A 22,175-nucleotide genomic window follows, 5' to 3' on the forward strand; every position below is an offset into this window, starting at 1 on the left:
GCGCGACGATCGCGACGCAGCACTGCTCGATGTGCCACGGCGTACTCGGCACCGTGCAGGTCACCGCGCCGGCGCTGGCCGGGCAGTACGCCGACGTGCACTACAAGGAATTGCGCGACTTCCAGAGCGGCCAGCGGCAAAGCGCGGTCATGCAGGCAATCATTGCGGGACGCAGCGACCAGGATCTGCACGATCTGGCGGTGTACTACGCGTCGCTCCCGCTCCCCGCGGCGGCCGAGAAGACCCGCGCCGGCGAAGGACCCGATGCGACCGCAACCAGGCTCGTGATGCAGGGCGACCCGCAACGCAATATCGCACCGTGCGCGGCGTGTCATGGCCAACTCGATCGCAAGGGCGCGGCGCCGTGGCTCGGCGGACAGTCGGCGGCCTATCTGACCGCGCAGTTGCAGGCGTTCGCTTCGGGCGCGCGGCGCAACGACATCAACGAGCAGATGCGCAATGTCGCGCGGCAGATGACGCCCGAGGAAATCGATGCGGTGGCGAGGTATTACGCGGCCATGCAGTAGTGGGACGGTGAGAGGTCGCGGGTTGACGCAGCGCAACGGCTCGCGTTACGCCGCGACAAACTCGCTGTCCAGTCTTCGCTCGCCGGCAACACCGGCCAGCTTCGCGCCGGGCGCCGGAGCACGGCTGCGCGATTCGCTGCCGGTCCGGAACACCGCCACCGCCGTCGACAGGCGCCGCGCCTGATCTTCCAGCGAACTCGCCGCCGCGGCCGCCTGCTGGACGAGCGCCGCGTTCTGCTGCGTGACCTCGTCCATCTGACCGACCGCGCGATTGACCTGATCGATGCCGGTGCTCTGTTCGAGCGCCGCCGCCGCGATCTCGTTCATGATGGAACTGACGCGCGCGATCGCGCCGACGATGTCGTTCATCGTCGTGCCCGAGCGCTCGACGAGCTGCGAGCCCTGCTCCACGCGGGTGGTCGACGCGTCGATCAAGCCCTTGATCTCCTTGGCCGCCGCCGCGCTGCGCTGCGCGAGCGAGCGCACTTCGCTCGCGACGACCGCGAAGCCGCGTCCCTGCTCGCCCGCTCGCGCCGCCTCGACCGCGGCGTTCAGCGCGAGGATGTTGGTCTGGAACGCGATCCCCTCGATTACGCCAACGATATCGGCAATCCGCCGCGAATCGTCGACAATGCCGTGCATCGTGCCGACCACCTGCTCGGTCAGCTCGCCGCCCTGCGCGGCCAGCGTCGAGGCGCCCTGCGCGAGCGAGCTCGCCTCTTTCGCGTTGTCGGCCGTCTGCTTGACCGTCGTGGTCAGCTCTTCGATGCTCGCGGCCGTTTCCTCGAGCGCCGCCGCCTGCTCCTCGGTGCGTTGCGACAGATCGGCGTTGCCGGCCGCGATCTCGCTGACGCCGGTATCGATCGAATCGGTACCTTGACGAACCGCGTTGACCGTCGCGATCAGCGACTCCTGCATCTTGCGCAGCGCGGCCGCGAGACGGCCCATCTCGTTGTCGCTGAGCACCTCGATGCGGCCGCTCAGGTCGCCGTTGGCGATGCGCTGGAACTGCGCGATCGTCGCATCGACCGGCGTGACGATCGCGCGCACGAGCACGAAGCGGGCGAGCAAGCCGCCGACCAGCGACAGCGCAATGCCGATCGCCACCGCCGTGCTGATCGCGTAAAACAGGTCCTGCGCATCCTTGTAGCGCTGTGCGCCGTGATCGAGCTGCAACTGCTCGAGCGCGAGCATGGCCTTCTCGTACGCGCTGTACAGCGACGGCAGTTTATGCGCCTGCAATTGCTGGAAGGCGTTGATGTCGCTCGACTTCAGCGCGGCGAGCGTCGGGTCGACGCCGTCGTGCAGGAACGCGTCGCGCTTCTGCTGCATGTCGGCGATCAGACGCTGCTCATCGGCATCCGTGCCCGCATCGCTCAAATAGTGGGCAAGCCGCTCGTCGGAGGCTTTGCGGTACTGATCGAAGCGCTTGAGCACGGCGTTCGCGCCGTCCTGATCGTTCAGCGCGACGAGCGACGCGTACGTCGCGAGCGCGAGCCGCAGGCGCAGCAGTTGGCCGGCGCTGCCTTCGAGGTCGGCGACGGCGGGCGTGTCGACCGTGTACATCTGTTGCAGCGACGCGTTCGACGAGCGCAGCGACAACAATCCCGCGGCCGCGCCGAGCAGCAGCACGATGCCGAAGAACACGATCATCAGGGTAAGGCTGGTGCGAATCGACAGCTTTTTCAACATCGGACTGGTCTCCTTGGGCTGCCCGGCCGATGATTCCGTATCGTTGACGATAGCTGCATGGCCACGCAGGCTGCGCCCACGCCGTTCGGCCCGGTCCGCAACTTATCTGAAAATTAAGCAAACAGCACATTCGGGACAACGGCGTATCGGCCGAAAACTTTATGGTTGATCGCTCGCCCGGCTTGCGTTACATCAATAGAGTCTCGAAGCCCGTTTGCTGAAGCCCTTCTGTCGAAGCCCCTTCCTGCCCGGAGCGCGCCCATGTCGGAAATCGGTTCGGCCGTACTCGTGTTCGCGCTGCTGCTGATCGCCACCGGCCTCGGCGTCGGGGTGCGGCCGCTGCTGCCGGAAGAGCACAAGGCACACGAGACCGTACAGCTCGTGCAGCTCGTGATCGGCATGCTGGTGACGTTCGCCGCGCTGGTGCTGGGTTTGATGACGGCATCGGCGAAAGCGAGCTTCGACACCGCGTCGAACGATATGCGCAGCTATGCGGCCGAACTGATCGAATTCGACTCGACGCTGCGCGAGCTCGGCAGCGCGGCCGACGAATCGCGGCGCCTGTTGCGCCAGTACACGGCGGCGGCGATCGCTTCGACATGGCCGCGCGAGCCCGCGCCGAGCGGCGACTATCCGCGCGATCTCGGGCCGCCGGGCAATCCGCAGCAACTCGAAAACGTGCATCTGGGCGACATGCTGACCACGGTGGGGCGGCAATTGCGACAGCTGCGCACGCAGGATGCGTTGCAGCAACGTGCACTCGATGACGCGTTGACGCAGTACCGGCGCGTCATCGATGCGCGCTGGAAAATCATCGAGGAAGCGCACAGCTCGATTTCGCGGCCGTTCTTCAAGACGCTGACGTTCTGGCTAGGCGTGATCTTTCTGAGCTTCGGGTTGATCGCGCCGCGTAATGCGTTGGCGCTGGTGACGATATCGCTGGGAGCGGTGTCGATTGCTTCGGCGGTTTATGTGATCGTCGATCTCGACACGCCGTTCACCGGGCCGATCGTGATTTCGAGTCTGCCGTTGCGGGATACGTTGGAGCATTTGAGTCGGTGAGTTTCTGACGGAATGCCCCGTCCGCGCGCGTGACGTAAAAAATGCCGGCAAACAGAAGGCAGAAAGGCCCGCTTTCCTGGCAGAAAGCGGGCCTCTGTTTTTGTGTCGATCAGCGGGACGCTGGTCGGCTCGGCATCGAGCCGCAACGATCAGAACGGAATATCGTCGTCCATCTCGTCGAAGCCGCCGCCAGCCGGCGCGCTCGGACGGCTCGCACCGCCTCCGCCGCTACCGCCACGCGAACCGCCGCCCGACGACATCGCGCGACCACCCCCGCCGCCGCTGCGCTCCGACGGCTCGCCACGGCTATAACCGCCTTCATCGCCGCCACCCATCGACGCGCCGCCGCGGCCGCCGAGCATCTGCATCTGCTCCGCGACGATCTCGGTCGAATAGCGATCGGTGCCGTCCTGCGCCTGCCACTTGCGCGTGCGGATGCGCCCTTCGAGGTACACCGACGAGCCCTTCTTCAGATATTCCGCCACGATTTCCGCGAGGCGGCCGAAGAACGCGACGCGGTGCCACTCGGTGGCTTCCTTCATCTCGCCCGACGCCTTGTCCTTGTAGCGGTCCGTCGTCGCAAGGCGGATGTTCGCCACTGCGTCGCCGCTCGGAAGATAGCGGACTTCCGGATCGGCGCCGAGGTTGCCGACCAGAATGACCTTGTTCACGGATGCCATGAATTTCTCCTGTTGATTCCTGTTGCAGGCGGCGCGGCACTACGCGGTTCGCGTCTCACGGCCGGCAGGCCCGAGACCAGAAGAGCGCCTCTGCCCGCCGCCGGGTGAGTTCTGGATGATTCGGGAGGTGCCCCGAGTACGCTGTGTTATGCCTTGCGCGGCGGCTGTTTCATCTTTGCGGCGATTATAAGCCAGCAAAATACCAGCCCGGAGCAGGCGAAGAAAACCGCGCTCTGGCCGTTCACCTTCAGCAGCCAGCCGCCGACCACTCCGCCCAGCGCAAGACCGATCGACTGCGTGGTGTTGTACACGCCGGCCGCGGCTCCCTTGCGGGTACCGGGCGCGAGCTTCGACACCAGCGAAGGCTGCGAGGCCTCGAGAATATTGAAGCCGAGAAAGTACACGAACAGGATCGCCGCCACACTCAGAATCGTATGCGGAGCAACGCCCAATAACAACTGGCCGATCAGGATAAGAGCAATCGCCGACAGCAGCACGATCTTCATCTTGCCGCGCTTCTCGGCGGCGATGATCGCCGGCACCATCATCACGAACGACAGCCCCATCACCGGCAGATACACCTTCCAGTGTGAAGCGACCGGCAGCCCGCCCGCTTCGAGAATGCGCGGCACGACGAGGAACAGCGCGGTTTGCGTGGCGTGCAGCACGAGCACGCCGAAATTCAAACGCAGCAACTCGACGTTGTGCAGCACTTCGGCGAACGGCGCGCGCACATGCACCGGCTTCGGCGCATCGGGCACGACCCATATCACGACGCCGATAGCGAGAATCGAGAACACGCCGACCAGCGTGAAGAGCCCGCTCATGCCGAGCCAGTGGAACACGATCGGCGCGCCGACGATCGCGACCGCGAACGACACGCCGATGCTGCCGCCGACCATCGCCATCGCCTTCGTGCGATGTTCCTCCGAGGTCAGATCGGCGATGAACGCGATCACCGCCGACGACACCGCACCCATCCCCTGAATCACCCGGCCGACGATGATCCACGTCATGTCGTGCGCGGCCGCCGCGACGAAGCTGCCGATCGCGAAGATCAGCAGGCCCGTCGCGATCACCGGCTTGCGGCCGACCTTGTCGGAGATCCAGCCATAGAAGATGTAGAGCATCGACTGCGTGACGCCGTACGCGCCGAGCGCGATGCCGACGAGCAGCACGTTTTCGCCGCCGGGAATGGTCTTCGCGTAGATCGAGAACACCGGCATGATCATGAAGAGACCCAGCATGCGCAGCGCGAAGATGGCGGCAAGCGACACGGTCGCGCGCAATTCGGGCGCGCTCATGCGTGTGGAGATGGCGGACGGATTGGACATCGAAGCGTTGTTTGAATGAACCGGGCGGCGAGCCCGTGGGGACAGCCTTGGCCGCCGGCACAGTGGAGCAGAACGAACAGGCAGGCGGCTAGCCCCGGCATATCGGCGGGTCCGCGCCGACGAGACGCGCAAAGCCCGTGCCCCATCGCCCCCGCTCGTCCCTCGCGGCATCTTGTACTCACGGAAAACGGCCCCAGTTTCGCCTTTTTCCCGCTGTCAGCACACCGTAACGGCGGTCTGGAAAAGTCGTTATAGTAGCAGGTTTGGCCTCTTTCCCTTTCCGCAGTTCATGGAATAAATCCGTGGAACAAATCCGTATTCGTGGGGCTCGCACCCACAACCTGAAGAACGTCAATCTCGACCTACCGCGTCACAAGCTCGTCGTTATCACGGGGCTTTCGGGCTCCGGCAAATCGTCGCTGGCGTTCGATACGCTGTATGCGGAAGGACAGCGGCGCTACGTCGAAAGTCTGTCCGCCTATGCGCGGCAGTTCCTGCAACTGATGGAAAAGCCGGACGTCGACCTGATCGAAGGCTTGTCGCCGGCTATCTCGATCGAACAGAAGGCGACCTCGCACAATCCGCGCTCGACGGTCGGCACCGTCACCGAAATCCACGACTATCTGCGTCTGCTGTTCGCGCGCGTCGGCACGCCCTACTGCCCCGATCACGAGATTCCGCTCGAAGCGCAAAGCGTGTCGCAGATGGTCGACGCGGCGCTCGCGCTGCCCGAGGAAACGCGCGTGATGATCCTCGCGCCCGTCGTCAGCGATCGCAAGGGCGAGCACACGGATCTGTTCGAGGACATGCAGGCGCAAGGCTTCGTGCGCTTTCGCGTGCGCTCGGGCGGCGGCACCGCCAACGAAGGCACCGCGAAAATCTATGAAGTCGACTCTCTGCCGAAGCTGAAGAAAAACGACAAGCACACGATCGACGTCGTGATCGATCGTCTGCGCGTGCGCCCCGACGTGAAGCAGCGCCTTGCCGAATCGTTCGAAACGGCGCTGCGTCTCGCCGACGGCCGCGCGATCGCGCTCGAAATGGATACGGACAAGGAGCACCTGTTCAGCTCGAAGTTCGCCTGCCCGATCTGCTCCTATTCGCTGCAGGAACTCGAGCCGCGCCTGTTCTCGTTCAACAACCCGATGGGCGCGTGCCCCGAATGCGACGGCCTCGGCCAGATTACGTTCTTCGATCCGAAGCGGGTGGTCGCGCATCCGTCGCTGTCGCTCGCGGCGGGCGCGGTGAAGGGCTGGGACCGGCGCAACCAGTTCTACTTCCAGATGCTGCAGAGCCTCGCAGCGTTCTACGACTTCGACATCGACACCGCGCTCGAGGACCTGCCGGAGAAAGTCCGCAAGATCCTGCTGTACGGTTCGGGCAAGCAGGAAATTCCGTTCTCGTACATCAACGAGCGCGGCCGCACGTCGGTGCGCGAGCACGTGTTCGAAGGGATCATCCCGAATCTGGAGCGGCGCTACCGCGAAACCGATTCGTCCGCGGTGCGCGAAGAACTCGCCAAATACCAGAATAACCAGCCATGCCCGGCGTGCGCGGGCACGCGGCTGCGTCGCGAGGCGCGCTTCGTGCGCATCGGCGCGGACAGCGACGCGCGCGGCATCTTCGAGATCAGCGGCTGGCCGTTGCGCGACGCGCTCGGCTACTTCCAGACCCTGCGTCTCGAAGGCTCGAAGCGCGAGATCGCCGACAAGGTCGTCAAGGAAATCGTCGCGCGTCTGATGTTCCTGAACAACGTCGGGCTCGATTACCTGTCGCTCGAACGCAGCGCCGAAACGCTGTCGGGCGGCGAAGCGCAGCGCATTCGCCTCGCTTCCCAGATCGGCTCGGGGCTGACCGGCGTGATGTACGTGCTCGACGAACCGTCGATCGGCCTGCATCAGCGCGACAACGACCGGCTGATCTCGACGCTCAAGCATCTGCGCGATCTCGGCAACTCGGTGATCGTCGTCGAGCACGACGAGGACATGATCCGCATGGCCGACTACGTGGTCGACATGGGCCCGGGCGCCGGCGAGCACGGCGGCATGGTGATCGCCGAGGGCACGCCGAAAGAGGTGCAGAAGAACGCGGCGTCGCTGACGGGCCAATACATGTCCGGCGCGCGCACGATCGAATACCCCGACGAGCGCAAGGATCCCGACGAGCGGCGCCTGCGCATCGTCGAGGCGTACGGCAACAATCTGCACAACGTCACGCTCGATCTGCCGGTGGGTCTTTTGACCTGCGTGACCGGCGTGTCCGGCTCGGGCAAGTCGACGCTGATCAACGACACGCTGTATCACGCGGTCGCGCATCATCTGTACGGCTCGGCCACGGAGCCGGCGCCGTACGAGTCGATCGAGGGCCTCGAGCACTTCGACAAGGTGATCAACGTCGACCAGTCGCCGATCGGCCGCACGCCGCGCTCGAATCCGGCCACCTACACGGGCCTTTTCACGCCGATTCGCGAGCTGTTCGCGGGCGTGCCGGCCGCCAAGGAGCGCGGCTACGATCCGGGCCGCTTCTCGTTCAACGTGAAGGGCGGGCGCTGCGAATCGTGCCAGGGCGACGGCGTGCTGAAGGTCGAAATGCACTTCCTGCCCGACGTGTACGTGCCGTGCGACGTGTGCCACGGCAAGCGCTACAACCGCGAAACGCTCGATATCCAGTACAAAGGCAGCAACATCAGCGAAGTGCTCGACATGACGGTCGAACACGCGTACGAGTTCTTCAAGGCCGTACCGGTCGTCGCGCGCAAGCTGAAAACCCTGCTGGACGTGGGTCTCGGCTATATTCGCCTGGGTCAGTCGGCCACCACGCTGTCGGGCGGCGAGGCGCAGCGTGTGAAACTGTCGCTGGAACTGAGCAAGCGTGATACCGGTCGCACGCTATACATCCTTGACGAACCGACTACCGGCCTGCACTTTCACGATATCGCGCAGTTGCTGGAAGTCATACACCGGTTGCGTGACCAGGGTAATACCGTCGTGATCATCGAACATAATCTCGATGTAATCAAAACTGCGGACTGGGTCATCGATCTCGGCCCCGAAGGCGGCGCCGGCGGCGGGCAGATCATCGCCCAGGGCACGCCCGAGCAGGTCTCGAAGTCGAAGGCCAGTTTTACCGGCAAATATCTGGCGCCGCTGCTCAAGCGCGCCGCCACCACAAAGTAACGCTGCACTACCGAGGTTGGAGACGGGATAAGCCATGACCAAGCGTAATCAGGCGCGCGAAGAAGATCGGGTGCAGGACCTGCGCCCGCGCCCGGTCAGGCTGACCAGCGACATGAGTCTGCCGAAGCTGTCGGCGGTCGAGATCGGCAGCTACGTGGTGATGCTGTTCGGCATGTGGGCGGTGATCGAACTGAAGCTGCTCGGCGCGCTGCTCGCCGGGCTGCTGGTGTTTCAGCTCGTGCATACGATCGCGCCGCGCATCGAGCGTCACATGTCGAGCAAGCGGGCGCGCTGGCTCGCGGTGGTGATTCTGTCGACGCTGATCGTCGGCGCGCTGACGGGACTCACGCTCGGCATCATCTCGCATTTCGAGAACGACGTGCCGAGCGTGCAGGCTCTGCTCGATCAGGCCATGCAACTGATCGACCAGGCGCGCGGCAGGATTCCCCAATTCGTCGCGAACTATCTGCCGGTCGACACCGAGCAGATGAAGACGAAGGCCGCCGAACTGATGCACACGCACGCGAACATGCTGCAGCAAAGCGGCACGACCGTGGCGCGCGCGTTCACGCACGTGCTGCTCGGCATGATCATCGGCGCGATCATCGCGGTCGGCGCGCAGAAGCATATCCAGCGGCTGCCGCTGTCCACCGCGTTCGTCACGCGCGTCACGCGTTTTGCCGACGCGTTTCGCCGCATCGTATTCGCGCAGGTGAAGATCTCCGCGCTGAACACGGTGTTCACCGCGATCTTCCTGCTCGTGATCCTGCCGGTTTTCCACGACCAGCTGCCGCTGTCGAAGACGCTCGTGCTCGTCACGTTCATCGTGGGTCTGCTGCCGGTGATCGGCAATCTGATCTCGAACACGATCATCGTCGCGGTCGCGCTGTCGGTGAGTTTTCCGGCGGCGATCATGTCACTTGTGTTCCTGATCCTGATTCACAAGCTCGAGTACTTCCTGAACGCGCGCATCGTCGGCGGGCAGATCGAGGCGCGCGCATGGGAGCTGCTGATCGCGATGCTGGTGATGGAAGCGGCGTTCGGTATCGCCGGGGTCATCGCGGCGCCGATTTTTTATGCGTACATCAAGCGGGAGCTCATTTATTTGCGGTTGGTGTGAGTTGGGCTGGGTCGAGTAGCAAAAGTCAGCACTCACTAGCGCTCTGCAGCACACGCGGCAGTCCATGCAGCCGACGAAAGCGCAAGCGGCACTTCGGTGCCGCTTTTTTTTGCTTCCCGTGACCCTGCATCGTCGCCTCTTGCTGACAGAAAACTTGCAGCCGACCGCGTCAACCCCTAAGATGCGAACAATTCCTATTTACACCCAGTCCGCATCGTGACGTTTCGCCTGATCTCCCACCCGCGTCTCCGTCTGGGTCCCTGTTGCGCGTTGCCGGCTCGCGCATGAGACGCCAGCTTGTCCGCCTGCACCGCTGGTTCGGCGTCGCGACCGCACTGTTTCTGTTGGTCGCGGGCCTTACGGGCGCGATCATCGCGTGGGACCACGAGTTCGATGCCGCGCTGAACCCGTCGTTTTACCAGGCTCGCACGGTCGGGCCGACGCTGTCCGGCCTCGAACTGGCGAATCGCGTCGAAGCCGCCGATCCGCGTCTTCGGGTGACCTATCTGCCGCTCGCGGTCGAACCGGGCCACACGCTGCAGATGATGGTGCTGCCGCGCACCGATCCGGCGACGAAGCAGCCCTATCCGCTCGATTTCAATCAGATCGCCGTCGATCCCGTCACCGGCGAGATCCAGGGACGCCGCGAGTGGGGCGCCGTGTCGCTCGCGCGACTCAACCTGATTCCGTTCATCTACAAGCTGCACTACACGCTGCAGTTGCCGTTTACCGGCGGTGTCGACCTTGGCACCTGGCTGATGGGGATCGTCGGCATCGTGTGGCTCTTTGACTGCGTGATTGCGCTGTGCCTGTCGTTTCCGAGCCTGAAGGCCTGGCGCAAGTCGTTCACGTTCCGCCTGAAACGCGGCGGCTATGCGTTGACGTTCGATCTGCACCGCTCCGGCGGCGTATGGATCTGGGGTCTGCTGGCGATCGTCGCGCTGACGTCGATTTCGATGAATCTGTCGTCCCAGGTGGTGCGGCCGATCGTGTCACGACTGTCGACGCTGACACCCGATCCGTTCAGCAACCCCGAAATCCTGCGCGCGCCGCAACCCGGCGATCAGGTGCTGAGCCGCGAGCGCATCGTCGAACTCGCCGGGCAGGCCGGCAAGGAAATGCATGTCGCCGCGCCGCCGGGCGGGCTCTACTACGCCGAATTCATGCACGCGTATGGCGTCGGCTTCTACACGTCCGGCAACGACCACGGCGACACCGGCCTCGGCAACCCGTGGATGTATTGGGACGCCGCCACCGGCAAGCGGCTCGCCGCGCGGATTCCCGGCCGAGGCACGGCCGGCGACATCTTCCTGCAGGTGCAGTTTCCGCTGCACTCGGGGCGCATCCTCGGTCTCGGGGGGCGGATTCTGATCAGCGCGGTGGGGGTGGCGGTGGCCGTGCTGAGCGTCACGGGCCTGCTGATCTGGCTGAAGAAGCTGAACGCGCGCCGTCGTTCCGCGCAAAACGCGAATCTCGCGAGAAGCACGGGCGGCGCGGCAGCGCGTTCGTAACGCGAGCAGGTAAAGCGACGCGCCGGCCTCGACCGGCGCAGTGTGACTGGCGCGGCTCCTAGCGGAACACCACCGTCTTGCTGCCGTTCAGCACGACGCGATGCTCCACGTGCCACCTCACCGCGCGCGCGAGCGTCACACACTCGACGTCGCGGCCGATCGCCGTCAGTTGTTCCGGCGTCATGCTGTGGTCCACGCGCTCGACTTCCTGCTCGATGATCGGACCTTCGTCGAGATCGGTCGTCACATAGTGGGCGGTTGCCCCGATCAGCTTCACGCCGCGGTCGAACGCCTGGTAGTACGGCTTCGCGCCCTTGAAGCTCGGCAGGAACGAGTGGTGGATGTTGATCGCGCGGCCGGCGAGCGCCTCGCACAGGTTCGGCGACAGGATCTGCATGTAGCGCGCGAGCACCACGAGGTCGGCCTGATGCTCGTTGATCACTTCGAGCACGCGCGCTTCCTGCGCGGTTTTCGCTTCGGGCGTGCCGCCGAGCAGCGGGAAATGATGGAACGGGATGTCGTAGCTCGCGGCGAGCTGGTAGAACTCCTTGTGGTTCGAGATGATCGCCGGGATGTCGATGTTCAACTGACCGGTGCGGTAGCGGAACAGCAGATCGTTCAGGCAGTGGCCGATCTTCGACACCATGATCACGACGCGCGGCTTCACGTTCGCGTCGTGCAATTCCCAGCTCATGCCGAACTGCTCGGCGAGTGTCACGAACGACGCGCGCAGCGCGTCAAGCCCCGGATCGCCGCCCACCTGCTGAAAATGCACGCGCATGAAGAACTCGCCGGTGCGGCTGTCGCCGAACTGCGCGGAGTCGAGAATATTGCTGCCCCGCTCGAACAGAAAGCCCGACACGGCGTGAACGATGCCGGGCCGGTCGGCGCACGACAGTTTGAGGATAAAGCTGTGATCGGTCGACATGACCTCGGTGACTCCCTTGTTCAATGCGTGGTTTGTTTCAGTGGGTACTGGCTGCACGGGTTGAGCTCGACTGATGAGCCTGAGCTAGGCGAGCGCCGGCGGCGCGAACAGCGCGTCGATGCCCTCGCACGCGTCCTCGTCGATCCAGCGGCGGCGCAGCAGGCAATCGAGCGTCGCGAGGCTGGCATCGACGGTCAGCGCGCCTTCCTCGATCCAGCGCGCGACTTCGTCGATGCGCGCGAGCCGGTGTTCGCCCACTTCGCCGTCCTGGTTGCGCGGCGCGAAGTCGGCGGGCAGCGTGAGGTCGTAGATGAAAATCTGCTCGGCCTGCGTGCCTTCCGGCAGCGATTGCAGCACGTGCGCGGTGCGGCCCGCGACCGCGCTCGCCGCGATCTGCGCCGGAATGCCCGCCTCTTCCCAGCACTCCTTGACGATCGTCTCGGCGATGCCGAAGCCCCAGCCGATCCCGCCTGCGACGACGTTGTCGAGCATGCCGGGGTCGGTCGCCTTGGTATCGCTGCGGCGCGCGATCCACAATTGCGGTGCGCCACGCGGCGCCCCGCCAAAGGGCGCTCCGCCAAAGGGCGCCCCGCCATCCGCATATTCTACGACGCCGTTCAGATGCACCGCGTAGGTCATCGTGCCGAAGAAGCGCGACGCCGCGCGCTCGATATACGCGAGCGGCGGCGCGTCGAACGCATTGCGGATCGCGTACGTCTCGTTGCGCCAGCCGGGGATGCGGCCATCGGCGGCGAGCGCGCCGATCACGGAAGCGAGCGCCGCGCTGCGCAGATCGACGGTATCGAACGTGGCGCAGAGCGTCACGCCGTCGTTCGCCATCTCGAACACGTCGGGCCAGCGCGCGAGCAGCGGCACGTCGCGCTCGCGAATCCACCCGACCGGTTCGGCGCCGATCAGAAACGGCCGATGCGCGTTCGCGTCGAAGCGGCGCGCGGCGGTGATGCAGGGCAAAGTCATCGGAAAACTCCAAACTGTCCGTCGTCGTGGCGAACCGGGGCAAAGCAGAAGCGGGCGGATGGCGTGACGACTGTCAGTCGCGCAAGACGACGCGAATCCCGACCGCGATGAACGTCGCGCCGGCCACGCGATCGAGCCACAGGCCCACGCGCGGCCGCCGTCTGAGCCAGCCGCCGATGATCCCCGCGCACACGCCGAATAGCGAAAACACCACGACGGTCTGCAGCATGAACAGCGCGCCGAGCTCCAGCATCTGCACGGTGACGCTCTGCGCGCCGTCCGGCTGCACGAACTGCGGCAGAAACACGACGAAGAACAGCGTGACCTTCGGATTCATCAGATTGCCGAGCACGCTCTGGCGAAACACCGTCGAAAGCGGCTGCGGCGCACGCTCGTGCGCGGTCGCGAGGCCCTGGCTGCGCAGCGCCTTGATGCCGATCCACACCAGATACGCGGCGCCGGCGAGCTTGATCGCTTCGAACGCGAGCGGCGACGAGCGCAGCAGCGCGGCGACGCCGAGCGCCGCGAGTGTCGTATGAAACGTGATGCCGGCGGCAAAGCCGAGCGCGGCGACCAGGCCGGCCGCGCGGCCCTGCGAGATGCCGCGCGCGAGCACCTGCAGATTGTCCGGGCCGGGCGCCACGGTGATCGCGATCGAGGTGGCAAGAAACAGCAGGAAGTTGGGCATCGTGGTGGTCTTCTGGTTGGGCGACTGGTGAACCATGATGGGTGAGCCATATCGTTGAGCCCGGTTGGTTTTGCTCGGCCAACGGGGCTTGTGCGGCTCATGCGACTTTAGCCGCTGGTACGGCGGGAAACGCTACCGCGCGTCACGGCACGCGCCGTGACTACCTCCCCGGTTCAATGACCGTCGAAACTCGTCACGGTATAGAGCGCAAGACCGCCCTCGCCCAGCAGCTTCGAGCCGCCCAGCTCCGGCAGATCGACGATCGCCGCGCCTTCCACGACGACCGCGCCGAGCCGCTCGAGCAGCAGTTTGCCGGCCATCATTGTGCCGCCGGTCGCGATCAGATCGTCGATGATCACGACGCGGTCGCCCGGCTCGCACGCATCCTCGTGAATCTCGACGGTCGCGGTACCGTATTCCAGTTCATACGATTGCGAGATCCGCTTGTACGGCAGCTTGCCCGCCTTGCGAATCGGGATGAAGCCAACGCTCAACTCATGGGCGACGATCGGCCCGATGATGAAGCCGCGCGCATCGAGCCCGGCAATGTAGTCGAGCTTCGCGTCGATATAGCGCTGCACGAACAGGTCGATCAGCACACGCAGCGACTTCGGCTCGCGCAGCAGCGGCGTGATGTCGCGGAACTGCACGCCCGGCTGCGGCCAGTCGGGCACCGTGCGAATGTGACTTCTGATGTAGTCGGCCGCATCGAGCGGCGCGCTCGCGAGCGCCTTGGACATGATGTCTCCGGATGGACCTCGACAGGTCCGGTGAAAGGCTTGAATCAGGGTCGCCCGCCAGAACGGGCCAGGCTCACGGGTTCAGGCCGCAGCGGCGCGGCGATGCTTCGACAGCCGCTCCTCGGCTTGCGCCAGTTGTTCGGGCAGACCGCGCAGCACCACGATGTCGCTCGCGCGCAGTTTCGTCGACGGGTCCGGTTCGACGCCGCGGATGCCGTGCCGGCGGATCGCGGTCACTTCGACACCGAGTTCGTACAGGCCCACCTCGGCGAGCGTACGGCCCACCGCGTCGGCGCTCTCGTCGACCGGCACCGATTGTAGCCGCACCTGCTCGTGGCCGTCGTCGTCGTCGATGTCGTCGGCGCCGTGGAAATAGCCGCGCAACAGCGAATAGCGTTCGTCGCGCATCTCCTCGACGCGCCGCACCACGCGCCGCATCGGCACACCCATCACGACGAGAGTATGCGACGCGAGCATCAGGCTGCCCTCGACGATCTCCGGAATCACCTCCGTCGCGCCGGCGGCGAGCAGTTTCTCCAGATCGGCATCGTCGACGGTGCGCACGATGACCGGCAGCGTCGGCTCCATCTCGTGAATGTTGTGCAGCACGCGCAGTGCCGACGGCGTGTTCGCGTAGGTGATCGCGATCGCGGCCGCGCGATGCAGGCCGGCGGCCAGCAGCGACTCGCGCCGCCCCGCGTCGCCGAACACGACCGATTCGCCGGCTGCCGCGGCAGCCGCGACACGGTCGGGATCGAGATCGAGCGCGACATACGAGAGCCCTTCATGCTCGAGCATGCGTGCGAGGTTCTGCCCGGCGCGGCCGTAGCCGCAGATGATTACGTGGCCGCTCTGCTTCAGGCTTTGCGTGGCGATGCGCGTCATCTGCAACGACTGCATCATCCATTCGGTCGACGACAGCCGCAGCACGACACGGTCCGCGTTCTGGATCATGAACGGCGCGGCGAGCATCGACAGCAGCATCGCGGCGAGAATCGCCTGCAACAGCGTCGCGTCGACGAGATGTCGGTCGAGGATCAGGTTCAGCAGCACGAAGCCGAACTCGCCCGCCTGCGCGAGACCGATACCGGTACGCATCGCGACGCCCGGCGTCGCGCCGAAGAGCCGCGCAAGGCCAGTGATCATGACCAATTTCAGCAGCACCGGGCCGAGGAAAAAGGCCAGCACGACGAGCGGATGCTCCCAGATCACGCGCGGATTGAGCAGCATGCCGGTGGTCACGAAGAAGAGCCCGAGCAGCACGTCGCGAAACGGCTTGATGTCCTCTTCGACCTGATGCCGATACGGCGTCTCGGCGATCAGCATGCCGGCGATGAACGCGCCGAGCGCGAGCGACAGCCCGAATTTGTCGGTGATGAACGCGGCGCCGAGCGTCACCAGCAGCAGATTGAGGACGAACAGCTCCTGCGAGCGGCGCCGCGCGACCACGTTGAACCAGCGCGTCATGAAGCGCTGCCCGACGATCAGCAGCAGCGCGAGGGCCACGACGATCTTGATCGCCGCGACGCCGAGCGCGCTGACCAGATTCTCCGAGCGGCCGCCGAGCGCCGAAATGATGATCAACAGCGGCACCACCGCGAGATCCTGAAACAGCAGCACGCCGAAGATATTGCGGCCGTGCTCGGTTTCGATTTCGAGCCGCTCCGCGAGCATCTTGCTGACGATTGCCGTCGACGACATCGCCAGCGCGCCGCCCAGCGCGACGCTCGCCTGCCACGTGATATGCACCCAACGCTCGAGCACGAAGCCGAGCGACACCGCCACCGCGACCGTGCCGATCACCTGCAGCAAGCCGAGTCCGAACACGAGCCGGCGCATCGTGCGCAGCTTGGCGAGCGAAAACTCGAGCCCGATCGAGAACATCAGGAACACGACGCCGAATTCCGCGAGATTCTGCGCCCCCGCCGAATCGGGAATCAGCCCGAACGCATGCGGCCCGACGACGATGCCGACCGTCAGGTAGCCGAGCATCGGCGGCAGATTCAGGAAGCGAAAGATCACCACGCCCGCCACCGATGCCAGCAGCAGAAACAGCGTCATTTCGAGCGGGGAAATCATCGGCAAAAACGCATGGGTGAAGCGTCCTCGTTCGTCAGCGGAACCGCGCACGAGAACGCCGTGCGAGATGATTGATTGGGCCGGCAAAAAAGCTGCAAAAAGGCGGCAAAGCAGCTGAAAAAGGGATTGTCGACAGGCCGATGCAGACAGCGGCTCGGCACAGCAGGCCCGGCGCGGCGAACAGGCGCCTTTGCTATACTCCGCGAATGATAGCGAAAATCAATGGCGACAGGGCACTCACGCTTGCTCGCGACGTACTCGACATCGAAGCGGACGCCGTGCGCGCGCTTCGCGACCAGCTCGACGGCAGTTTCGTCGGCGCGGTCGATTTCATCCTGGGTTGCCGTGGACGCGTGGTCGTCTCCGGCATCGGTAAATCCGGCCACGTGGCCCGCAAACTCGCGGCCACGCTGGCAAGCACCGGCACACCCGCGTTCTTCGTGCATCCGGCGGAAGCAAGCCACGGCGACCTCGGCATGGTCACCGCCGACGACGTATTTCTCGCGCTGTCCAATTCGGGCGAAACCGAGGAGCTGATGGCGATCCTGCCGCTCATCAAGCGGATCGGCGCGAAGCTGATCGCGATGACGGGCCGTCCTGGCTCAAGCCTCGCGCAACTCGCGGATGTACATCTGAATTCCGGCGTCGCGAAGGAAGCCTGTCCGATGAATCTCGCGCCCACCGCCAGCACCACCGCCGCGCTCGCGCTCGGCGATGCGCTCGCGGTCGCGGTGCTCGACGCGCGCGGCTTCGGCCGCGACGACTTCGCGCGCTCGCATCCGGGCGGCGCGCTCGGCCGACGCCTGCTCACCTACGTGCGCGACGTCATGCGCACCGGTGACCAGTTGCCGCAGGTCACCCCCGAGGCAACCGTCAGCGATGCCCTCTTCCAACTGACCGCGAAGCGCATGGGCATGACCTCGGTCGTCGACCGCGAGGGCCGTGTGACGGGCATCTTCACCGACGGCGACCTGCGCCGCGTGCTCGAACGCGACGGCGATTTCCGCCACCTGCCGATCGCCTCGGTGATGACCGCGGGCCCGCGCACGATCGGGCCGGACCATCTCGCGGTCGAAGCCGTGGAACTGATGGAGCGCTATCGTATCAATCAGATGCTGGTCGTCGACGAAACGGGCAAGCTGATCGGCGCGCTCAACATGCACGACCTGTTTTCGAAGAAGGTGATCTGATGGCCGTTGCTCCCCCTACCGCTACCGAACGCGCAAGCCGCGTGAAGCTGATGATTTTCGACGTCGACGGCGTACTGACCGACGGCGGCCTGCTGTTCACGGCGGAAGGCGACACGATGAAAGGCTTCAACTCGATGGACGGCCACGGCATGAAGCTGCTGCGCCAGGCCGGCATCGAAACGGCGCTCATCACCGGGCGCAAGTCCGGCATCGTGGCCGCGCGGGCGAAAGAAATGAACATCGCGCATGTCTACCAGGGCGTGCAGGACAAGCCACAGGCGTTCGCCGACCTGCTGCGGCAAACCGGCCTCACCGCCGAGGACTGCGGCTACATGGGCGACGACTGGGTCGATCTCGCGGTGATGCTGCGCGTCGGCTTCGCGGCCGCGCCGGCCAATTCGCATCCCGAAGTGATCGCGCGCGCCCACTGGGTCAGCGAGGCGCGCGGCGGTTACGGCGCGGCGCGCGAAGTGTGCGACACGCTGCTGCGTGCCCAGCACAAATATGAAGCACTGCTCGCGGCGGCGTGCAGCGGCGAGCAACGGGGCCTCGTGGGATGAACCAGTTTCGCCTGACTTCGCTGATCCCGCTCATCGCGATGGCGGCGCTCGCCGGCATCACGTGGTGGCTGCTGCAAGCCACGTTGCCGCGCAAGACCGACGACGAGGTGCGCCCGAAGGAACACACGCCGGACTACTTCGCCGACAACTTTTCGGTGTCCGAGCTCGACCAGTCAGGCGCGACGCAGTACCGGCTGACCGCGCAGTCGCTGGTCCATTACGAGGACGACGAAATGAGCGACCTCGTCAAGCCGGCGATGCGTGCGTTCCAGCCCGGCAAGCCGATCGTCACCGCGACCGGCGACACGGGCACGGTCAACGCGGATGCGTCGATCGTCAATCTGTACCAGAACGCGCGCATCCTGCGCGCGCCCGGCGGCGGCGATCCGCAGATGCAGGCCGATTCCGAGCATTTCAGGGTCCTCGTCAACGACGATGTGATCGAGACTGAAAAGCCAGTTAAACTTCAGCGCGGCATGTCCGTGATGACTGCCAGCGGCATGAAATACAACAATGTCACCCGGTTTATGCAACTGTTCGGCAATGTAAGAGGCGCAATCGCCGCGTCCGATTCCGGCCACTAAGCCAACGCATACCGGGTAATCCATTCCAGGCGTGACTGCATGAACGAATCGCACCCCCGTTTTGATACCGGCCGTTCGCGCGCGCTGTCCGCGTGCCGCGCCGCACTTGCTGCGCTCGTCGTCGCGCTGCCGCTCGTCGGCTTCGCGCCGCTTGCGCACGCGGACCGCGCCGACAAAGACAAGCCGCTGAACATCGAAGCGGACAACATGACTTACGACGACCTGCGGCAGGTCAGCATCTTCACCGGCCACGTGGTGGCCACCAAAGGGACGATCCTGATCAAGGCCGATCGCGTCGAAGTGTCGCAAGACCCGCAGGGCTACCAATTCGCGACCGGCACCTCGAGCGGCGGCAATCTGTCGTATTTCCGCCAGAAGCGCGAAGGGCTCGACGAATACATCGAGGGTACGGCGATCCGTATCGACTACGACGGCAAGCAGGATCTGACCACCCTGACCACCAACGCGACGGTGCGCCGCCTGCAGAGCATGACGACGCTGCTCGACCAGGTGCACGGTAGCGTGATCACCTACGACGGCCAGAACGACTTCTACACCGCGAAGTCAGGCAAGGACGTCGCCGGTCCGGGCAACCCGACCGGCCGCGTGCGCGCGATGCTGTCGCCGCGCAACGCCGGCGCCGCGCCGCTGACCGGCGCGTCGGCCACGCTCACGCCGTCCAACTCGATCCAGGGAGCGCCGAACCAGTGAGCACCATGAGCAGCACCATCGCGCCCCTCCCCCATCGGAAGCCGGCCGGCACCAGCAGTTCGCTGGTCGTGCGCAATCTGAAGAAGCGCTATGGCTCGCGCACGGTCGTCAAGGACGTGTCGCTCGACGTGAAGAGCGGCGAAGTGGTCGGCCTGCTCGGCCCGAACGGCGCCGGCAAGACCACGTCGTTCTACATGATCGTCGGCCTCGTGCCGCTCGATGCCGGCGAAATCGATCTGGACGGCAAGTCGATCAGCCTGCTGCCCATTCACAAACGCGCATCGCTCGGCCTGTCATATCTGCCGCAGGAAGCGTCGGTGTTCCGTAAGTTGAGCGTCGAGCAGAATATTCGCGCGGTGCTGGAATTGCAGCACGACGAAAACGGCAAGCGCCTCGGCAAAGACGTGATCACGTCACGCACCGAAGCGCTGCTCGACGAGCTTCAGATCGCGCATCTGCGTGAAAATCCGGCGCTGTCGCTGTCGGGCGGCGAGCGTCGTCGGGTTGAAATTGCGCGCGCGCTGGCAACCAATCCGAGCTTCATTCTGCTCGACGAACCGTTCGCCGGCGTCGACCCGATCGCGGTGCTGGAAATCCAGAAAATCGTCAAGTTCTTGAAGCAGCGCAATATCGGCGTCCTGATCACCGACCACAACGTGCGCGAAACGCTAGGTATCTGCGATCACGCGTACATCATCAGCGACGGCAGCGTGCTGGCCGCCGGCGCGCCTAGCGACATCATCGAAAACGAAAGCGTGCGGCGCGTCTATCTGGGCGAGCACTTCCGCATGTAAGCACGTACGGCGTCCCCGGCCAAGCGAGCGCGCGCGGCCGGCCGCGGCGCCATTTTTGCGGCACCCGCACATTCGTTGTCAGGCGGCGCAGGGTGGCGCCGCGCGGCGCGCCAAATTGGGCGTACCCAAAAATTGCGAGTGCCGCAAGGTATCGCGGTCGTGGCAAACTCTCTACAATGAATCTCAACTTGCCATGAAAGCCAGCCTCCAACTCCGCCTATCGCAGCATCTTGCGCTCACGCCGCAACTGCAACAGTCCATCCGGCTGCTTCAGTTGTCGACGCTCGAACTGCAGCAAGAAGTCGCCATGGCGATCTCGCAGAATCCTCTCCTCGAAAACGAAGACGAGTGGATCGCGAGCCCGTTGCGGGTGGCATCCGACGGTTCCGTGATCGCCCAGACACCGGGCTCCTCGACGCCGGCCGATCCGATGGCCGGCAACGGTTCGGCATCGTCCGAGGGCAACGGCGAGCGAGCCGAAAGCGGCGAGCCGCAGGGTGTCGACGAATACAATGGCCTTTCGGGCGACGGCGGCGGCGATACCTCGCAGTGGAACCTGGACGACTACGGCCGCTCCGGCAACGCGTCGGACGACGACGACCTGCCCCCGCTGCAAATCCACGAATCGAGCACGTCGCTGCGCGACCACCTGATGACGCAACTGCGCGTCACCCAGGCGAGCCAGCGCGACCGCGCGCTCATCACGTTCCTGATCGAATCGCTGGACGACGACGGCTATCTCGCCGCCACGCTCGAAGAAGTGCTGGCCGACCTGCCCGAAGAACTCGAAGTCGACGTCGACGAACTGAACGCCGCGCTTGCGCTGCTGCATAGCTTCGACCCATCGGGTGTCGGCGCGCGCTCCGCGTCCGAATGTCTGAAGCTGCAGTTGCTGCGGCTCGAGCCATCGCCCACGCGCACGCTTGCGCTAGACATTGTCAGCCATTACCTGGAACTGCTCGCCGCGCGCGATTTCACGCGGCTGCGCAAGCACCTTAAGGCCAGCGACGACGATCTGCGCGACGCGCATGTGCTGATCCGCTCGCTCGAACCATTTCCGGGCGCGGCCTACGGCAAGGCCGAAGCGGACTATGTGGTGCCCGACATCATGGTGCGCAAAACGGCACAGGGCTGGCTGGCGGAGCTGAATCCCGAGGTAGTGCCGAAGCTGCGGATTAACCATCTATACGCGAATATTCTGCGCAATAACCGCGGCGATCCGGGCAGTGGTTCGTTGCGCCAGCAACTGCAGGAAGCACGCTGGCTGATCAAAAATATCCAGCAGCGTTTCGAGACGATCCTGCGGGTTGCGCAGGCAATTGTCGAGCGTCAAAAGAGCTTTTTTGTGCACGGCGAAATTGCCATGCGCCCCTTGGTTTTGCGGGAAATAGCTGATACGCTGGGCCTACACGAGTCGACTGTCTCGCGTGTGACAACCGGCAAATACATGCTGACCCCATTCGGGACGCTGGAATTCAAGTACTTTTTCGGCTCACACGTTTCGACGGACACCGGCGGCGCGGCCTCCTCCACGGCCATTCGCGCGCTGATCAAACAACTGATAGGAGCGGAAAACCCGAAATCGCCACTTTCAGACAGTCGCATAGCCGAACTGCTGGCGGAACAGGGCTTCGTGGTCGCACGGCGTACCGTTGCGAAATACCGTGAGGCGCTCAAAATCCCGGCAGTCAACCTGCGCAAGTCTCTGTAGCCCGCCGCGTTTTGCAGCGGGCATTTACCGGCCGCTCCGCACCTGGCGGACAGGCCGGCCGCTGCGACCTGCCAGATGTCCGTCACCGGGGGGCGACACAGGCAAGCCGT

The 22,175-nt window shown here is 64.8% G+C and carries 18 protein-coding genes and 1 pseudogene; 11 read left to right on the plus strand and 8 right to left on the minus strand.

All coding sequences use genetic code 11. The features are described from left to right. Nucleotides 1-2: 2 nt before the first annotated feature. Nucleotides 3-527 (plus strand): annotated as a pseudogene (locus HDG34_RS23280) (c-type cytochrome); the annotation flags it as partial. A gap of 45 nt (nt 528-572) precedes the next feature. On the opposite strand, the gene HDG34_RS23285 reads toward HDG34_RS23280, so the two are convergent. Next, the gene (locus tag HDG34_RS23285; protein ID WP_184062460.1) at nt 573-2,219 is read right to left on the minus strand and encodes a methyl-accepting chemotaxis protein; all 1,647 of its coding nucleotides are present in this window, start codon (nt 2,217-2,219) and stop codon (nt 573-575) included. 261 nt (nt 2,220-2,480) lie between these two features. Here HDG34_RS23285 and HDG34_RS23290 point away from each other — a divergent pair, with 261 nt between their 5' ends. Further along, nucleotides 2,481-3,281, plus strand: coding sequence for a hypothetical protein (locus tag HDG34_RS23290; RefSeq protein ID WP_184062463.1), 801 nt, complete (start codon nt 2,481-2,483; stop codon nt 3,279-3,281). Between the two features lie 149 nt (nt 3,282-3,430). Here HDG34_RS23290 and HDG34_RS23295 read toward each other — a convergent pair whose 3' ends face one another. After that, entirely contained in the window at nt 3,431-3,961 is a 531-nt protein-coding gene (locus HDG34_RS23295) for a single-stranded DNA-binding protein (protein WP_090802962.1), read from the minus strand. 146 nt (nt 3,962-4,107) lie between these two features. Beyond that, the gene (locus HDG34_RS23300) at nt 4,108-5,295 is read right to left on the minus strand and encodes an MFS transporter (RefSeq protein ID WP_090802960.1); all 1,188 of its coding nucleotides are present in this window, start codon (nt 5,293-5,295) and stop codon (nt 4,108-4,110) included. A gap of 302 nt (nt 5,296-5,597) precedes the next feature. On the opposite strand from HDG34_RS23300, the gene uvrA reads away from it, so the two are divergent. The 3 genes from uvrA to HDG34_RS23315 all read left to right on the plus strand — a co-directional run bounded on the left by uvrA (nt 5,598) and on the right by HDG34_RS23315 (nt 11,102). After that, nucleotides 5,598-8,471 carry an excinuclease ABC subunit UvrA gene (gene uvrA, locus HDG34_RS23305; protein ID WP_184062465.1) on the plus strand — a complete coding sequence of 958 codons (2,874 nt, stop codon included), beginning with the start codon at nt 5,598-5,600 and terminating at the stop codon, nt 8,469-8,471. Nucleotides 8,472-8,505: 34 nt separating this feature from the next. Continuing rightward, the gene (locus HDG34_RS23310) at nt 8,506-9,591 is read left to right on the plus strand and encodes an AI-2E family transporter (protein WP_184062467.1); all 1,086 of its coding nucleotides are present in this window, start codon (nt 8,506-8,508) and stop codon (nt 9,589-9,591) included. Between the two features lie 284 nt (nt 9,592-9,875). Further along, entirely contained in the window at nt 9,876-11,102 is a 1,227-nt protein-coding gene (locus HDG34_RS23315; protein ID WP_184062469.1) for a PepSY domain-containing protein, read from the plus strand. A gap of 58 nt (nt 11,103-11,160) precedes the next feature. Here HDG34_RS23315 and purU read toward each other — a convergent pair whose 3' ends face one another. The 5 genes from purU to HDG34_RS23340 form a co-directional block, all read right to left on the minus strand. After that, nucleotides 11,161-12,030: a formyltetrahydrofolate deformylase gene (gene purU, locus HDG34_RS23320; protein ID WP_090802954.1), complete on the minus strand. Its 870-nt coding sequence runs from the start codon at nt 12,028-12,030 to the stop codon at nt 11,161-11,163. An 84-nt stretch (nt 12,031-12,114) separates the two neighbouring features. Beyond that, nucleotides 12,115-13,008 (minus strand): DUF4743 domain-containing protein, encoded by an 894-nt coding sequence (locus HDG34_RS23325; RefSeq protein WP_184062470.1) that lies wholly within the window; start codon nt 13,006-13,008, stop codon nt 12,115-12,117. 73 nt (nt 13,009-13,081) lie between these two features. Beyond that, nucleotides 13,082-13,696: a LysE family translocator gene (locus HDG34_RS23330; RefSeq protein ID WP_184062761.1), complete on the minus strand. Its 615-nt coding sequence runs from the start codon at nt 13,694-13,696 to the stop codon at nt 13,082-13,084. A 173-nt stretch (nt 13,697-13,869) separates the two neighbouring features. Continuing rightward, nucleotides 13,870-14,436, minus strand: coding sequence for an adenine phosphoribosyltransferase (locus HDG34_RS23335; protein WP_184062472.1), 567 nt, complete (start codon nt 14,434-14,436; stop codon nt 13,870-13,872). Nucleotides 14,437-14,517: 81 nt separating this feature from the next. Beyond that, on the minus strand, nt 14,518-16,515 hold the full coding sequence (locus tag HDG34_RS23340; protein WP_090802948.1) for a cation:proton antiporter: 1,998 nt from the start codon (nt 16,513-16,515) through the stop codon (nt 14,518-14,520). 206 nt (nt 16,516-16,721) lie between these two features. Between HDG34_RS23340 and kdsD the strand changes: the two genes are divergently transcribed. The 6 genes from kdsD to HDG34_RS23370 all read left to right on the plus strand — a co-directional run bounded on the left by kdsD (nt 16,722) and on the right by HDG34_RS23370 (nt 22,065). Then, a complete protein-coding gene (gene kdsD / locus HDG34_RS23345) occupies nt 16,722-17,705 on the plus strand; it encodes an arabinose 5-phosphate isomerase KdsD (protein ID WP_184062475.1) in 984 nt (327 codons plus the stop codon). Next, entirely contained in the window at nt 17,705-18,265 is a 561-nt protein-coding gene (locus HDG34_RS23350) for an HAD family hydrolase (RefSeq protein WP_184026959.1), read from the plus strand. Before kdsD ends, HDG34_RS23350 begins: the two co-directional genes overlap by 1 nt. Further along, complete coding sequence (gene lptC / locus HDG34_RS23355) at nt 18,262-18,849, plus strand: LPS export ABC transporter periplasmic protein LptC (RefSeq protein ID WP_018419357.1); 588 nt, start codon at nt 18,262-18,264, stop codon at nt 18,847-18,849. The genes HDG34_RS23350 and lptC overlap by 4 nt, the downstream gene beginning before the upstream one ends. Nucleotides 18,850-18,888: 39 nt before the next feature. Beyond that, a complete protein-coding gene (gene lptA / locus HDG34_RS23360; RefSeq protein ID WP_184062477.1) occupies nt 18,889-19,560 on the plus strand; it encodes a lipopolysaccharide transport periplasmic protein LptA in 672 nt (223 codons plus the stop codon). Between the two features lie 17 nt (nt 19,561-19,577). Further along, nucleotides 19,578-20,354 (plus strand): LPS export ABC transporter ATP-binding protein, encoded by a 777-nt coding sequence (gene lptB / locus HDG34_RS23365; RefSeq protein ID WP_090805577.1) that lies wholly within the window; start codon nt 19,578-19,580, stop codon nt 20,352-20,354. Nucleotides 20,355-20,547: 193 nt separating this feature from the next. Next, complete coding sequence (locus tag HDG34_RS23370) at nt 20,548-22,065, plus strand: RNA polymerase factor sigma-54 (RefSeq protein WP_184062763.1); 1,518 nt, start codon at nt 20,548-20,550, stop codon at nt 22,063-22,065. Nucleotides 22,066-22,175 lie beyond the last annotated feature (110 nt).

The sequence above is a fragment of the Paraburkholderia sp. HC6.4b genome (assembly GCF_014200875.1).
Lineage (GTDB): Bacteria > Pseudomonadota > Gammaproteobacteria > Burkholderiales > Burkholderiaceae > Paraburkholderia > Paraburkholderia tuberum.